Consider the following 15167-nt stretch of genomic DNA (forward strand, 5'->3'; position numbering starts at 1 on the left):
TGAACCAGGTATGCAGTACTACATTAAGTAGTGTGAGTGCACTGGTTAGGTAACAGGCCATAGGGCCTGGGCACACCATGTCCCCCTTCAGGGTGTCTCTGTACACTCTGAAGGGGGTAACCCATTTTATGAGCTATTGAGAAGAGTAATTGAGGAGATTGGGTAATGTCTGAGGATACGGGTCGCGAGGAATCCCCAACCCGGGGTAAGAAGTTTGGTTTTATCGCGCTGATAGCGGCGGTAGTTCTGTTGCTAACCCTGGTGGTTGTCGGCCTTACTATTGGAGGGGGCGATAAAGACGGTAGTGATGGATCGAGCGCAGATACGTCTGTGGGTGAAGGCCCGGACGTTAAGGGTGATGCGTACGTTGATGATTCTGGCGCGCAGGAGCATGAATTCGAAGCGGCCCCGGGGCAATTCCCTGGTTTCGGGGCGATGTCCCTGGGTATTGATGGTCAATATGCTGCCGTGGATCCGGTTCAGGTGACTGACCAGGGCGTGCTGTTGCCGCCACATGATGTCACTCGTCTGGGTTGGTATTCGGCTTCGGCTGTGCCTGGTGATGGTGGCAATGTCGGATCTAGCGTGATTACCGGGCATGTGAATTACCAGGGCCAGGGAACTGGTTACGCGGAGAAATTTACCCGGCTGCAGCTCAACCAGGAATTTACTGTGGTTATTGATGGGCAGGAGCGTTTGTTCCGCGTGACGGAAAAGCCGTATCGTTTGGCTAAGGGTTCGGATTTCCCGGATGTGGTCAATGACACCGATGGTCCGAATCGCTTGGTCCTTATCACCTGCGGTGGCAAGTTTATCGGCGGTGCGCTGGGGTATGAGGACAATATCATTACCGTGGCAGAGCCTGTCGTTCCTCCGGCTCCGCCGGAAGCACCCCAGGTTTAGGGTCGTGTATTAGAAGCACGGAGCGCCCGGTTCGAGGATTAATTTCCTTGGCCGGGCGTTTGTGTTTGTGCATTTCACGCATGTGCATTCTGATTTGGGCCGGGTATCTATGACATAATTTGGTGGAGTATCTGCTGCGTGGAGCGGAATCAAAAGGAGCAAAGTCATGGATATTCCAGCCACCATCGCTGGTCATATTGGCACGCCGCTGACGGGCAATGCCACAAAGGTACTGCTACTTGGCGCGGGCGAGTTGGGAAAGCAGCTGGCTATGTCTTTCCAGTCGCTGGGCCTTGAAATACACGCGGTGGATCGATACCAGGGGGCGCCGGCGCACCAAGTGGCGCACTTTAGCTATATCGCAGATATTACAGACTCCACGCAGGTCTCAGAATTGGTGCGGCAAATTCAGCCGCACTACGTGGTGCCGGAGGTTGAAGTCGTCGCGGTGGAAGCCCTTGAGCAGGTAGAGCACTACAGTGACGCTGTTGTCGTGCCCACGGCTCGTGCCTGCGCACTGACACAAGACCGGGAGCGGGTCCGTGCGGTCGCTGAAAATATTGGGCTACCGACCTCAGCGTATCGGTTTGCTTCCTCGGTGGAGGAGCTGGAAGAAGCAGCGACCGAGTTGGGGTTTCCGTGCATCGTGAAACCGGACGTCTCCACCTCAGGCAAGGGGCATATGCTGGCGCGGGATGTGGAAGATGTGCGCCAGGCGTGGGATACCGTGCGCCGCGTGTCCTCAGATTCGCAGCGCGTGGTCGCTGAGCGCTTCGTGGACTTCGATCTTGAGGTCACCCTTTTAGCCATCCGGTCCATTGATCCGGCCACGGGCAAATTGGCCACGTGGTTCAGCGAACCGATTGGTCACCGCCACGAGAATGGCGATTTGATTGAGGAGTGGCAGCCCACCGGCATGAGCGAAATTGCGCTGGAGAACGCCCGGTCTGTTGCGGCGCGTATCTCCAACGAGCTGGGTGGGCGCGGCGTATACGGTGTGGAGCTTTTCGTCGCCGGAGATGATGTGTACTTTTCTTCGGTCTCCCCGCGGCCTTCGGATACGGCGATGCTTACCAGTTATACGCAACGCTTTTCGCAGTTCGATCTGCATGCCCGCGCCATTTTGGGCTATCCCATCGATGCCACGTTAATAACCCCGGGCGCAAGCGTCTTTGTGCATGCGAAGGAGCCGCTTACTGAAGTCGCCTTTACCGGCATCGCCTCCGCCCTCCACTACGCCGAGACGGACGTGAAGCTTTTTGGCAAGCCCGATGCCTATAAGGGTCGGCGGATGGGGCTTGTGACCACGACGGCGGAAACGGTAGAAGAAGCCCGCGACCGCGCCGCATTGGCGGCGCATAAGGTCGCCGTGAGCTCTACTCCTGGGCTGCTCGCGCATGGAGGTTCGCGCGGTATCGATCCGCAGCCGAAGAATATGCCCGATATCCAAGTCGTTGAATATGAAGGTGGGGTCGAACTTGACCCCACACTGAACTCAGGGGTGGATGCTACCGACTAATACCGTGGCATAGCGTAAGTTAACGCTCAAGTTAACGCTGTGGGCCGGCGTGCTTGACCATCTCGTCCCACTCCACAATCTTGATCCGCTCGCGCTGGTGTGGCTCACCATTGGCGCGCTCGGCGGCATCCAAGCGGTGCCAGCCTTCCCAGGTGGTTAGGGCAATATCGCGAGACTCAAGCAGATCGATAATATCCTGCGTATTGCGTTTCGTGGCGGACTCGAGCACGCCTGCCTTGTAATCCTTAAGAAGCATATCGGTGGTGTCCTTGGCATCAGATTTAGTATTGCCAATCAAGCCCACCGGACCGCGCTTGATCCAGCCGGTGGTATAGAGGCCGGGCAGTTTTTCACCATCGACGTTAGCCAGCACGTGGCCGCCATCATTGGGCATGGTAGCGGTGGTTTCATTGAAGGGGATGCCATCGACGGACTGTGGGTAATATCCCACTGCGCGGTAGACCGCCTGCACAGGCCACTCGGTGAACGTGCCGGTACCGCTTACGGAGCCATCGCCGTTGAGCTGGGTGCGCTCGGTTTTAATGGCGGTGACATGGCCGGCATCACCAATCACTTCGACGGGGGACTCGAAGAAGTGGATGTAGAGCTTGTGCGGGGCATCGCCAGGCTCGCGCATAGCGTAGGACTCCAGAGTCTGGCACACCAGGTCAGTGGACTTGGCGGCGCGGCGGGCCTCTTGGGAAGCCTCGTCATACTGGATATCTTCTGGGTTGACAATGACCTCGATGGTGGGTGATTCATCGAGCTCCTTCAACTCCTTCGGCGTGTACTTGGCCTGCGCCGGCCCGCGGCGGCCAAAGACGTGGATCTCCTTGGCGCGGTTTTTCTTCAGCGAGGCGTAAACGTTGTCCGGAATCTCCGTGACCAGCAGCTCATCAGCAGTTTTGGCCAGGATGCGGGACACGTCGAGCGAAACATTGCCCACACCCACGACGGCGACGGATTCCGCGGAGAGGTCCCAGTCGCGCTCGAAGTTGGGGTTGCCGTCATAAAAGCCCACGAATTCACCGGCCCCGTAGTTGCCCTCGAGGTCCTCACCGGGGATACCCATTGCCTTATCGGCGGTGGCACCGGTAGCAAAGACGATGGCGTCATAGTAATCGCGCATCTCCGTAACGGTGATGTCCTTGCCCACTTCGATATTGCCCAGGAAGCGGATTTCCTCCTTCTCCATGATGTTGTGCAGTGAGCGAACGATGCCCTTGATGCGCGGGTGATCTGGGGCGACGCCGTAGCGAATCAAGCCAAAGGGCGCGGGCATCTTTTCAAAGAGATCGATCTGGACGTCCACGTCGGATTTTACGAGGAGGTCAGAGGCGTAGATACCGGCCGGTCCGGATCCGACCACGGCGACACGCAAGGGGCTAGTCATCTGTTTAGGGTGTCCTTTCTTTGGGTTTTCTCATATTCTACGCGGTGACACTGTTTTAATTGTCACGGTGCTCACAACACCCCAGTTTGGGAGGGTGCCAAGGCGCGGAAAAGCGGCTTGTTCACGTACAGTGGAGAAGTCACCACGTGCTGATAGCTGTGATGTAAGGCATGGTGTTACGGCGCGTGTACTCAGTGTTTCCGTGACGGAAAAGGAAAGGTAATCTGCATGTCTGCATCCCAGTCCACAGTGTTAAGCGCCATCGGCCGAGGTTTCGATGGTCTCGATATTCCCTCCTTGGCGTCTAGCCTTGACGCTGAACTGCTGCGTTTAGAAGATTGTGAACCCACGGTGGCGGATGTGTTAGCCAAGGCACCCGCCACCGCTGCACGTGCGCTGGTTATCCAGGGTACCGGCGAGGTTTCCTTCGATGCTGAGGTCGCCGCTGCCCTGGGCCTGCCGCTGGTCATCATTTCTGGCGCGCCAGAGCGCGCTACGGAGCTGGCACAGCGCAAGGCCGAGTCGCTCGGCGCCACCGTGGCAGGCGTTTTCACCGACCTGGAATCCGTGCCTGGTGCGCTTAAGACCGCAGAGGAGACCGCGCCCGTTATGTCCGCGGATCTTTTCCAAAAACAGCTCATCGAACAGGCCCGCACCACCGGATCCCACATCGTCTTGCCAGAGGGCGATGATGACCGCATCCTGAAAGCTGCCGATGCTCTTTTGCGCGATGAGGTTGCCCGGCTCACCATCTTGGGCAAAGAATCCGATATCCAGGCCCGTGCCACTGAGCTAGGGCTTGATATTTCGGGCGCCGAGATTATTGACCACTTGGAATCGCCGCTTGCTGAGGAGTTCGCCGCCGATTTCGCGGAACTGCGCAAGAAGAAGGGTGTAACCCTGGAGCAGGCCCGCGAGACCATGCAGGACATCTCCTACTTTGCCACCATGATGGTCCACAAGGGGCTGGCTGACGGCATGGTCTCCGGCGCTGCCCACACCACCGCGCACACCATTAAGCCGTCGTTCCAGATCATCAAGACCAAGCCGAATGCCTCGGTGGTGTCCTCCATCTTCCTGATGGTCATGCGCGGGCGCCTCTGGGCCTTCGGCGACTGCGCCGTCAACCCGAACCCGACCGCGGAACAGCTCGGTGAAATTGCTGTTGTCTCCGCGCAGACCGCATCCCAATTTGGTATCGACCCACGCGTGGCCATGCTGTCCTACTCCACTGGAGATTCCGGCAGCGGCCCGGATGTTGAGCGCGCCATCGAGGCCGTCGCGGCAGCCAAGAAGCTCGACTCCTCGGTGAAGGTGGATGGGCCGCTGCAATTTGACGCTGCATGCGATCCCGGCGTTGCCGCAAAGAAGATGCCGGATTCTGATGTCGCAGGTCAGGCCAATGTCTTTGTCTTCCCTGATCTGGATGCCGGCAATATTGGTTATAAGACCGCGCAGCGCACCGGTGGCGCCTTGGCCGTGGGCCCCATCCTGCAGGGCCTAAACAAGCCGGTCAACGATTTATCCCGCGGCGCTACCGTTCCGGACATCATCAATACCGTCGCCATTACCGCTATTCAGGCTGGAGAGAAATAAATGTCATACCTACTTGTCCTCAACTCAGGCTCCTCGTCCATCAAGTTTCAGCTGGTGGACCCAACCGTTAGTGCCACGGATGCTCCACTCGTATCTGGCCTCGTGGAACAAGTCGGCGAGCCCAATGGTGCTATTACCATCAAGGTCGGCGGGGAAAAATTTAGGGAAGAACTAGAAATTCCTGATCACTCCTTTGGCCTGAAGCGCTCCTTTGACTTGATGGATGACCATCAGGTGGGGCCGAAAGACGTCGATATCATTGCCGTGGGACACCGCGTGGTGCACGGTGGCCACGTCTTTTCGGAGCCGCAGCTCATCGAAGATTCGATTGAATCACAGATCGAGGATCTCATCCCGCTGGCCCCGCTGCACAACCCAGCCAATCTGGATGGCATCCGCGTAGCGCGTAAGATGTTGCCCGATATTCCGCACGTGGCGGTGTTCGACACTGCATTCTTTAATACGCTGCCATCGGCGGCGGCGCTCTATGCCATCAATAGTGAAGTCGCTAAAAAACACGATATTCGCCGCTACGGTTTCCACGGAACCTCCCACGAGTTCGTTTCCCAGCAGGTGCCGAAGCTTCTCGGCCGTGATCCGGAGGAGACACACCAGATCACGCTGCACTTGGGCAATGGTGCCTCTGCCGCGGCGATCCGCAATGGCCGTGCCATCGATACCTCCATGGGACTTACTTCGCTGGCCGGTCTCGCTATGGGCACGCGTACCGGTGATATCGATCCGGGCATCATTTTCCACCTCGTGCGCCAGGCGGGCATGAGCATTGACGAGGTAGATAAACTGCTCAATAAGCAATCCGGCGTCAAGGGCATCGCGGGCGTTAATGACTTCCGTACGCTGCGCGAGCACATCGACAATGGCGATCAGGACGCATTGCTGGCGTATAACATTTACATCCACCAGTTGCGCCGCTTCATCGGCTCCTACATGATTGCCCTGGGCCGCGTGGATGCTATTACCTTCACCGCCGGTGTGGGCGAGAACGACACCGACGTGCGCCAGGACGCGCTGGACAACCTGGATATGTACGGCATCGACATTGATAAAGAGCGCAACCTTATCCGCTCCGATGAACCGCGGATAATCTCCACCGATGATTCCCCGGTCAAGGTCTTAGTCGTTCCTACCAATGAGGAACTGGCCATTGCACAGAAGTCTGCTCACCTCGCCGCCCAGGCGCGCGAGGACGGCCGGTTTAACTAGGCGCTAAAAAGTGGTGATGGGGCGGACCTGGTTGGCCAGGTCCACCAGCGCATAGCGGTGGCGGCTAAATGGGGCTTGGCGGGCAACTGCCCGCAGGGTCTCAGCAAGGCCGGTGCGCAGGCCGCGCTGGGTAAAGGCGTATTCGAAGAGATCGTTGGGCGAAGATGCCCGCGCGAGATCGGCGTTGCGCAGGAAGTTGAGACCCGCGGAGATGACGGCGACCTTGATTTGGAGGAAGCGCGGCTCGTTGGTGGGGACTTCTTCGAGGCGTCGGGCAGCGCGGCGAATGCGCGACTCTGATAAATCGTGCACGATGAGCTGCAGTACGGTGGTGAGCAGCGCCATGCGGAAGTGGCGCGAGGCATTAGGCACCTTGTCCAAGGTAGCTACGGACAGCTCCACCTGCCCCTCTGCGCGCAATTGGCGGGCCAGGCCAAAGGCGGAGGACACGGTCGTCGGGTTAGTGGCCCAGACAATGCCGTATAGCCGCATGGAATTAAACCGCAGCGCACTCGGGTCTTGGGTGACGTGAGACCAGATTTCGGGCTGGCCCTGAAAAGTAGAAGAGGGGAGTTCCGCAAGGCTGGTGTGGAGGTTGGAGCAGGCGCGGGCAATGGTGGTATCAATAAGCGATGTTTCGCTTTTATCAATCTGCTGCAGGATCAGCTCATTAATCGCCGCGATGGCGAGCTTCGGGGCAGCCTCGCCGGGCAAGAAATCGAGGACGGTGGCGAAGTATTCCTGGGCATCGATGTAATCATCGTGCAAGAGTTCTGTAATTCCGGCGTACCACTGAAAGCGCCAGTCTTGGCCCAGCCGGTCCTCGATGGAACTTAACCATTGGCGAGCCTCGTCGGTATAGCCCAGGTCGATCATGGACCGCACCACGCCGAGGGGAATCTCGGCGGAATGCTCATATTCTGGGGTACGCATGGCCTGGCGCAGGGTTTCTAAGGCCTCCTGCGGCTCAGCATACGAGGTACCTTGCAGCAGGCTCGCGCCTACGTCGTCGCGGTCAACCAGGGGAGTCGGCAAAGCGGCGACCACCTCGGGGGCGGTGATTTGGATGGTGCGGTTGATGCCATCAATAAGCTGATCTGTACGGAAGACCAGGTGCTTGGTGCCAAAGGTGGTACGCTGCGGCGAGAAAAGCGAGTGCTGGGAGGGGTATTGGCGGCCATCGCGAATGGCAAGCACCTCGCGCAGCACGCCGTAGAGCTGGGTGCGCAGCTCCTTGATGGAGCTAAACCGGCGCTGCGGGTCACGGTGGGTGGCGCGCAACAGCAGGCGGTAGAGGGAGAGGAAGCGGCGCAGCTCCGGTTCTTTGGAGGGATTGGGGATACCGGGGAGATAAACGCCGTCCTCGCTAGGCAGCTTGAGGCACAGCGAGGCCAGGGTACGGCCGATGGTATAGATATCGCTGGCGATGGACGGCCCCTTAGAAACAACCTCCGGGGCCTGGAACCCGGGGGTACCATAAATAAACCCATATGCCCCAATGCCGGAGACCGCTCCTAGGTCAATGAGCTTGACCTGGTCCTCGGTGACGATGATGTTATCCGGCTTTAGGTCGTTATAGACCACGCCGCGTGAATGCAGGTATTCCAGCGCCGGCAGGATTTCCAGGATATAGCCAATGGCGATGTCCACAGGCAGCAGCTTGTTGGGCTGCTTAGTGCGCCTGCTTCTTAGCGATGGCCCGCCCACATACTCCATGACTATGAATCCACCCGGTACGCGGTCATCATCAATGAAGTTAAAAATCTTGACTATACCCGGGTGGGTAATGTCTGCCAGAAATTCACGCTCCGCCTCCGCAGCGGCCGTCTCATCGGCGGATTTTTGGGCCTGCATGCCCTTGAGAACCACCACCCGACCGGAGACATAGTGGTCATTGGCCAGGTAGATACAGCCCATGCCGCCGTGGGCGATGACGCCGAGGATTTCGTATTGCTCCGCGACCATATCGCCCGGTTTTAGCTGCGGCGGCTGGACCTTTTTGCCTGTGATTTTCTCTGTGGGATCAATAAGGGCGGCGGTCGGATCGGCCGGTGTAATAAACGGCAGGCGCACCATGCCATCAGCAACCGGCCGCTCGGTGCGCTGCGTGCCGCGGCGCTCGCGGAAGATATCGATTGCCTGCCGGCGCGAACGCTCCGAAGACTTTTCCCGGGCCGTTTTCTCATCGCGTTCGCTCTCGCGCTGGGCGCGGATATGTTCTAGGTCTGCGAGCAAGCTGGAGAGGTGATCCGGGTCGATGGATCCATCATCATCGTCATCATCCTCATCGGCGAAGGGATCAAAGGCCACCGCAGAAGTCCCCGGATCCTCACGGTGCTCAATGGGTTCACTGTGGAACGGGTCATAGGTCACGGCCGCCGTGCCCACCTCGCCCGTATCGCTGTCATTGCCGCCGCTTCCGCCGGCAGTGGTGTTCTCATCGGCGTTCTTGCCGTTGCGCGAGCCTTGGCTTGCTTTGTTGTGGCCTGCCATGGTGTGCCCGGCTGTGGGCCCGTCAGTGGCCGCCGTGCCTGGGAAGGCAGCGGCGGGGGAGTCGGAGCCTGTAGCGGAGGTATCCGGTTCAGGGTCGCGGTAAGAAGCCTGGGTGGGCTGTCGGAATTGCCGCTGGGTATCGAGGTTCTCAGGCTCTAGGTACTCGAGCTCGTCTTCGCTGAAATTCGGGTTATGTTTCATGACTCATCTTCCTCGATGTATGTACCTGACGGCAGGGTGGGCTCATCCAGGTAAGCACCTAGCCACTTATCAAAGATCTCAGACCACGTCCCGTCGCGGCGGATGCGCTCCAAGGTGGCATTGACCTGGCGCAGCAGCGGACGGGTGTCATGATCTTTACTAGGAAGGCGCGCGGCTACGCCGTAGTTTTCGGTCTTCAACGGCTCGCCCACAATGGAGGTATAGGAATCCTGCGCCACCATGCCGGAGAGCAGGGCATCATCAACAACGACGCCATCGGCCTGGTTGAGCTGCAGTGACATGAGGCAATCGCCCCAGGAGCGGGTGATAAGGATATCGGATTTAGGCGCGCGCTCGCGGATGGTATCCAGCGCGGTGGAACCGCGCACTCCGCACAGCCTTGCTCCATCCGCGTCCGCGATGGAATTCATTCCGGAGTTGGTGAGCACCAGCATGCGGGTCTGCGTGGTCATATAGGGGATGGAAAACGCCACTTCTTTTTCCCGTTGGGGACTAATGGTCATGGTGCGCACGATGATATCGACGGTGCCATTATCCAGCGCGGCGGTGCGGTCGGAGGATTCCACGAAGCGGAAATCTACCTTATGGGGATCGCCGAAGATATCGCGGGCAATTTCGTGCGCGATATCGACCTCGAAACCGCGGACATCGCCGGAAGCTGCATCGCGGTAGCTCAGCAGGTTATTGGAACGGTCTACACCCACAATAAGGCGCCCGCGCTTGACTATATCCGGTACCCGCTCCTCCGCCGTTTTATCATCCGGCCGGTAGGTGCCCTGAAGCTTAGTATCGTCTTCCTTCTTTGGCGCAGTGCTACCGGCCTCTTCTACCGTGGAGCCCTCCGGCAGCGGCGGGCCGGGGCTAGCGTCCAAGGGTTGCTGTTCAGGTGATTCCAGCGGCGGACCGGAGCGAATATCGCAGCTGGCTAACGCGAGGACACTGCACGCGGAGACGATGGCGATAAGCTGTGCTCGGTAGCGCATTAGAGGTACTCCTGGAGTCGGGGGCGGATGCCCAGCCACACCGCGAAGATAGCGCACAGGGTGAGCAGGAAGACTGCGGAGGAGACCGCGGTCATGGCGATTAAACCGCGCTCTAAGTAGGTGCGCATGGCTATGCGGGCCTGGCCTATGAGATCTGAAAGCTCGCTATCAAGCTCATTAAAGGACTGCGCAGCAGTAGTCTCGCCATCCTCCGGATCTGTGACCGTGGCTTGATAGATTGCCTCGTCGTAGTCGCCTTCGCTCAAGGCATCCATGAGCTTTTCGTGCGATTCTTGCCACTTTTCGGTGGCGGCGCGGGTGCTTAGGATGAGCTCGGGTTCATTGACCTCCACGTCATCATCATGCAGCGCGCTCTCATAATCCCCCAGCGCCTTTTCGATGGACTCCACGGATCCGGAAAAGCTCTTGAGCGTATCTTCTTCAGAGGAGCGCAGCACCAGCGCGAGGGTTTCCGAGGTACGCGCCTGCTGTGCCTCAATCCGCGAGGCCGTCAGCGAATCCCACGGGCGCGAGGCCGTTTCAAAGCCCTGGTGGCCGGTGGACCAGGTAACAAAGTTAGAAAGCGCGCCCCAAAAAATGGCGAAGAATAGCAGCACCGTTGCGGTTAAAAAGCCGCGGTTAAACCGGCGGCGGGTCTGGCGCCACAACCACCATTGCGCCACGATGAGGAAAAAAACCGCCGCCACAAGGCCAGATAGCGGCACCCACTGCGGCGAGGTGAGCTTTTGTTGCTCCTGGTTGACCTTCGCGGTAGTTAGCTGGAATAGCTCAGAGGCTGCCGGCAAGATATGCTCGCGCATGAGTGACGAGGCATTGGACATATAGGAGTTAGCCACGGCATTGCCTACGCGGTGATTCGAGCGCGCCTTCTCAATCATTGCCGTATAAATCGGCAGCTGGCGCTGGATGAAGGTAACGAGATCGCGCACGCGGGCATCCTCAGGCGTGGTGCCTAAGACGGATTCGGTCGCGGCGATGGAGGCGGCATCAATCGCATCGTTATAGCGCTCGCGGTTGCTTTCTGATTCCACGCCGGCCTGCACGAACCCGGTGGTGGCGATGGTATCAGCCACCGATAGGGAACTGTAGAGGTGGTGGGCCGCATTAGACATCGGTTCGGTGGTATTGAGTAGCTCGTCGAGGTCAGAATGGCGGGCGGCGGAAGACTGGGACATAGATAAGCCGGCAGCTCCCAATGCCACCGTGAGGATCAGGGTGACGGTAAACAGCTTGCCTGGGGTGGTAGAAGCGAAATAATAAAAATGCCGCAGCAGGCGTGCCGGGCCCGCAAACCATTCCATGGCGCGGTGGGTCAGCCCGCTTAGGGCCGGGCGAGAGGGGGCGGTAACCTCATCGAGCCAGTGATCGCTAGGGTGAGCGTCCTCATGGCGCTTCGCCTCTACCCGCACTGCCTGCTCAGTCATTTATCCAGAATAACGTCCCTAGTGTGCTGGGCGCCACCATTTCCCCGCGTGTGTGGCTAGGATGGCACATATGTATAACCCTCGCAGTGGAGACGGCTGGGCGGCGGGCCCCAGTGGCATTCGCGTATGGGGAAAGTACGGTGCCGCCGGCCTTTTCCTCGTTGCCGGGGGTGAGGTGCTGTTGCAACATCGCGCGGCGTGGACCAATAACGGCAATACCTGGGGGATTCCCGGCGGGGCGCGGGATTTACGGGAAAGTCCTACCCAGGCTGCGCTGCGAGAAACACACGAGGAATGTGCCATCGCGCCTGCAGATGTCGAGGTGCTCGACACCCAGGTGACGGCCGGACCCTATCCCCCGGCGGGAGATTTGCCGGGGGATTGGACCTATACCACCGTACTTGCGCGCACCCGCAGCGGCCTGCGCTTGGCTACCGCCGCGAATGAGGAATCGCATGAGCTGCGTTGGGTCGGCCTGGATGAGGTGGAGACCCTGCCGCTCATCGCGCCCTTCCGCCACGCTTTTCCCGCCCTGCGGAAGCGCGTGGAAAAACTGTACCGGTAAAGTATCCAAAAATATGGCACTGTAGTGCTCATGATTGAAATAGAAGGACTGACTAAGGATTATGGGTCTGTCCGCGCTGTTGAGGACCTTACCTTTCAGGTAAAGCCCGGTTTAGTTACCGGCTTTTTGGGGCCCAATGGTGCCGGCAAATCCACCACTATGCGGATGATTGTGGGGCTAGACACCCCAACGGCGGGCCAGATCCGCGTTAACGGCAAACCCTACCGCGACTTGGTACACCCGCTGCGCGAGGTGGGTGCGCTTTTGGATGCAAAGGCGGTGCACCCCAACCGCACGGCCGCAAATCACCTGAGGTGGATGGCGGCGGCCAATGGCATTCCCGCCTCCCGCGTCGATGAGGTGCTGGAGCTGGTGGGGCTTTCCGATGTCGCCGGTAAGAAAGCCGGCGGCTTTTCTCTCGGTATGGGCCAGCGCTTGGGCCTTGCTGGTGCTCTATTGGGTGATCCCGGCATTCTTATCTTGGATGAGCCGGTCAATGGCCTGGATCCAGAGGGCATCCGCTGGGTGCGCCAGCTCGTGCGTGCGCTGGCCGCAGAAGGCCGCACCATTTTGATTTCTTCCCACCTTTTGTCCGAGATGGCCCAGACGGCGGACCACCTCGTGGTGATTGGCAAGGGGAAAATGGTCGCAGATCAGCCCACCCATGAATTCGTCCGCGGTCACTCGCAGTCCTCGGTGTATGTGCGCTCTAACCACCTCCCGGAATTCGGGCAGGCCTTGAAGAAGGAGGGCGTTTCCTTTACCGAATCCACGGATGAGGAGGGCCGCCCGCGGCTAGAGGTTATCAACCAGACCACCGAGTTCGTGGGCGAGCTGGCCTATTCCACCGGGGTGCCGCTGCATGAGCTCACCCTGAAAAAGGCCTCGCTGGAAGATGCTTTTATGGATCTCACCGGCGATGCCGTGCAGTATCACGCAGGTGCGCCAGGCGAACGTGCGCATCAGTCTGGCCAGTCCGGTAAGTCCAACGAAGCCGGCCACTCCGGTGGGTCCGCCCGCCCCAACGAGCAGGAGGTTTAATCTGCCATGGTGAATATCTTGAAATCCGAGTGGGTTAAGCTGAGCACCACCGGCTCCTTCTGGTGGACCACCGCGCTCTTCTTCCTATCTTCATGGGGCTGGGCCGGTATTAGCGCCTCGTTTATGCAACCACTCGAACCGGAAGCTGTTGATATGGGCTTCCAGCCGGTAAGTCCCGAGTCCACCGTAATATTCTTGTTGACCCTGGGCCTGCCTTTGCTGATGATTCAAGCTACCATGCTGGTGACCACGGAATACCGCTTCGGCACCCATGCTATTACTTTCATGGCCTCTCCGCGGCGCTGGAGCGTGGCCGTGGCCAAGCTAGTCTTATACGCGGTTATCGCAGCTGTACTGACCTTTATCGGTGTGGTGGGCGCGTACCTGCTCACGGATCTCCTTGCTGATAGCTCCATTTCCGCCAACTTCGACCCGTGGAACGATGAAGTTGGTCGCGAGCAGCTGTGGAAGTACCCACTGGCCGCCGCCCTCGTGGTGGCTTTTGCCCAAGGCATTGGCATGTTGATCCGCCAGACGGCAGGTTCTGTGGCGCTGGGCCTCATTTTGTATTTGGGCGTGGATCAAATCGTGGGCATGATGCCTGTCGTAGGCGATAAGATTGGCGGTTTCATGCCCTTTACCGCTTTCCAGAACTGGCTATCCAATACCCCAGTAGATAACAAGCTGTGGACCGAGGCCGCAGGTAGCGGCGTTGTATTCTTCGTCTGGGTCGCAGTGCTGTGGGCCCTCGGCGTGCTGGTAGTGCACAAGCGCGATGCTTAAGAGGAAATCGATCCTGAGCAGGGGCAGTTTTCATTAGTATGTGAACCCGCTGGGCGGGGTGATTCGCGCTCTCGCAGCGTGGGTAGATGTGCTGTGTGCAGCACGATTGGTAACCGGCTGAGTGTAATCAGCCGGTTATTTTTATTGGTGGTGGTCAGACTACCTCAGAAAAGCAGCTCTAATGAGTAGGGGCAGATCCGAGGCCAGTCGGGGAAGCTCATATTGACGTTCACAAGCTTAACAACATTAACTAGATTTTTATTTTATGGTAAATCTAGTTTAAACACTGTCCATTTGCTGACAATCTTTTTCTTTTGCGCTAAGCTCGGGGAGGAAAGGAATAGCGTAGAGCAATTGAGCCAGTTTTCTCTGAGGAAGTGGTAGAAGTGTCCAATGAAATGCTTCCAGAATCCGTTGAAAAGTTTGTAGCGCCAACTGTTGTTGGGGTCGCGGGCGCAGCGGTAGTCGGGGGAGGTGTAGAAGCAGCAACTCCTCCGGCTAATGCAGAGGAGCCTGTCGGTCCTATTGAACAAGAAGAAACTCAGATGAGGCCCGATGTGGTACGTGCGCAGGCTGTTCTTGAAGAAGTCAATGAAGCGAGGGTGGGCCAGGGCTTAAATCCGGTGACAGAAAATCCTGGCTTAAACGCCATCGCTCAAGAATGGGCTGAATATTTAGTCGAGATAGGGGATTTGCAGCATCGGTCAAATCACTGGGAAGCCTACCCGGATGGTGTTCCTGGTGGAGGTGAAAATCTCCTTCAGGCGTGGGCTGATTTCTCAGCTGCGAAACTGGTGGATATGTGGATGAATTCGCCCAACCACAGGAAAAAATTTGCTAGACCCAGAAGCAAAAACGGTTGGCACGGGCATCGCCGTAGGGGCGGATGGTGAGCTTTTTGCCGTACAGAATTTTGGCCGTTAAAGAAACGGATGTTACCGCCTCTCACATATACATTATTTAATTTGGCCTTTCGATAGCCCCATCGAAATAAAGTGTG

General features: G+C 58.3%; 12 protein-coding genes. 8 read left to right on the forward strand and 4 right to left on the reverse strand.

All coding sequences use genetic code 11. The features are described from left to right. The first annotated feature begins 165 nt into the window (after positions 1–165). Both D9V82_RS05640 and purT read left to right on the forward strand, forming a co-directional pair. Positions 166–903: a class F sortase gene (locus D9V82_RS05640; protein WP_121911454.1), complete on the forward strand. Its 738-nt coding sequence runs from the start codon at positions 166–168 to the stop codon at positions 901–903. Between the two features lie 166 nt (positions 904–1069). Further along, on the forward strand, positions 1070–2422 hold the full coding sequence (gene purT / locus D9V82_RS05645) for a formate-dependent phosphoribosylglycinamide formyltransferase (protein WP_121911455.1): 1353 nt from the start codon (positions 1070–1072) through the stop codon (positions 2420–2422). Between the two features lie 31 nt (positions 2423–2453). On the opposite strand, the gene D9V82_RS05650 is transcribed toward purT, so the two are convergent. Beyond that, the gene (locus D9V82_RS05650; protein WP_121911456.1) at positions 2454–3815 is read right to left on the reverse strand and encodes an FAD-dependent oxidoreductase; all 1362 of its coding nucleotides are present in this window, start codon (positions 3813–3815) and stop codon (positions 2454–2456) included. Positions 3816–4043: 228 nt separating this feature from the next. On the opposite strand from D9V82_RS05650, the gene pta reads away from it, so the two are divergent. Then, the gene (gene pta / locus D9V82_RS05655; RefSeq protein WP_121911457.1) at positions 4044–5411 is read left to right on the forward strand and encodes a phosphate acetyltransferase; all 1368 of its coding nucleotides are present in this window, start codon (positions 4044–4046) and stop codon (positions 5409–5411) included. Then, positions 5412–6635, forward strand: coding sequence for an acetate kinase (locus tag D9V82_RS05660; RefSeq protein WP_121911458.1), 1224 nt, complete (start codon positions 5412–5414; stop codon positions 6633–6635). Positions 6636–6638: 3 nt separating this feature from the next. On the opposite strand, the gene D9V82_RS05665 is transcribed toward D9V82_RS05660, so the two are convergent. From D9V82_RS05665 to D9V82_RS05675, 3 genes are read right to left on the reverse strand one after another with little or no spacing between them, the layout of a single operon-like run. Continuing rightward, positions 6639–9329 carry a serine/threonine protein kinase gene (locus D9V82_RS05665; RefSeq protein WP_121911459.1) on the reverse strand — a complete coding sequence of 897 codons (2691 nt, stop codon included), beginning with the start codon at positions 9327–9329 and terminating at the stop codon, positions 6639–6641. Further along, positions 9326–10333, reverse strand: a complete 1008-nt coding sequence (locus D9V82_RS05670) for a glutamate ABC transporter substrate-binding protein (protein WP_121911460.1) — start codon at positions 10331–10333, stop codon at positions 9326–9328. Before D9V82_RS05670 ends, D9V82_RS05665 begins: the two co-directional genes overlap by 4 nt. Further along, positions 10333–11778, reverse strand: coding sequence for an MCP four helix bundle domain-containing protein (locus D9V82_RS05675; protein ID WP_121911461.1), 1446 nt, complete (start codon positions 11776–11778; stop codon positions 10333–10335). The genes D9V82_RS05670 and D9V82_RS05675 overlap by 1 nt, the downstream gene beginning before the upstream one ends. Before the next feature lie 70 nt (positions 11779–11848). On the opposite strand from D9V82_RS05675, the gene D9V82_RS05680 reads away from it, so the two are divergent. The 4 genes from D9V82_RS05680 (at position 11849) to D9V82_RS05695 (ending at position 15060) form a co-directional block, all read left to right on the forward strand. Continuing rightward, the gene (locus tag D9V82_RS05680; protein ID WP_121911462.1) at positions 11849–12343 is read left to right on the forward strand and encodes an NUDIX domain-containing protein; all 495 of its coding nucleotides are present in this window, start codon (positions 11849–11851) and stop codon (positions 12341–12343) included. A gap of 30 nt (positions 12344–12373) precedes the next feature. Beyond that, entirely contained in the window at positions 12374–13384 is a 1011-nt protein-coding gene (locus D9V82_RS05685) for an ABC transporter ATP-binding protein (RefSeq protein WP_121911463.1), read from the forward strand. Positions 13385–13390: 6 nt separating this feature from the next. Then, complete coding sequence (locus tag D9V82_RS05690; protein WP_121911464.1) at positions 13391–14167, forward strand: ABC transporter permease; 777 nt, start codon at positions 13391–13393, stop codon at positions 14165–14167. 386 nt (positions 14168–14553) lie between these two features. After that, positions 14554–15060 carry a CAP domain-containing protein gene (locus D9V82_RS05695; protein ID WP_121911465.1) on the forward strand — a complete coding sequence of 169 codons (507 nt, stop codon included), beginning with the start codon at positions 14554–14556 and terminating at the stop codon, positions 15058–15060. The last annotated feature ends 107 nt before the right edge of the window (positions 15061–15167 follow it).

Source organism: Corynebacterium macginleyi, assembly GCF_003688935.1.
Classification (GTDB): Bacteria; Actinomycetota; Actinomycetes; order Mycobacteriales; family Mycobacteriaceae; genus Corynebacterium; species Corynebacterium macginleyi.

Coding starts and splice junctions, on each gene's coding strand:
- D9V82_RS05650 (WP_121911456.1), bottom strand. CDS start 3,815: ATGACTAGCCCCTTGCGTGTCGCCGTGGTCGGATCCGGACCGGCCGGT.
- D9V82_RS05685 (WP_121911463.1), top strand. CDS start 12,374: ATGATTGAAATAGAAGGACTGACTAAGGATTATGGGTCTGTCCGCGCT.
- D9V82_RS05675 (WP_121911461.1), bottom strand. CDS start 11,778: ATGACTGAGCAGGCAGTGCGGGTAGAGGCGAAGCGCCATGAGGACGCT.
- pta (WP_121911457.1), top strand. CDS start 4,044: ATGTCTGCATCCCAGTCCACAGTGTTAAGCGCCATCGGCCGAGGTTTC.
- D9V82_RS05670 (WP_121911460.1), bottom strand. CDS start 10,333: ATGCGCTACCGAGCACAGCTTATCGCCATCGTCTCCGCGTGCAGTGTC.
- D9V82_RS05680 (WP_121911462.1), top strand. CDS start 11,849: ATGTATAACCCTCGCAGTGGAGACGGCTGGGCGGCGGGCCCCAGTGGC.
- D9V82_RS05690 (WP_121911464.1), top strand. CDS start 13,391: ATGGTGAATATCTTGAAATCCGAGTGGGTTAAGCTGAGCACCACCGGC.
- D9V82_RS05660 (WP_121911458.1), top strand. CDS start 5,412: ATGTCATACCTACTTGTCCTCAACTCAGGCTCCTCGTCCATCAAGTTT.
- D9V82_RS05640 (WP_121911454.1), top strand. CDS start 166: ATGTCTGAGGATACGGGTCGCGAGGAATCCCCAACCCGGGGTAAGAAG.
- purT (WP_121911455.1), top strand. CDS start 1,070: ATGGATATTCCAGCCACCATCGCTGGTCATATTGGCACGCCGCTGACG.
- D9V82_RS05665 (WP_121911459.1), bottom strand. CDS start 9,329: ATGAAACATAACCCGAATTTCAGCGAAGACGAGCTCGAGTACCTAGAG.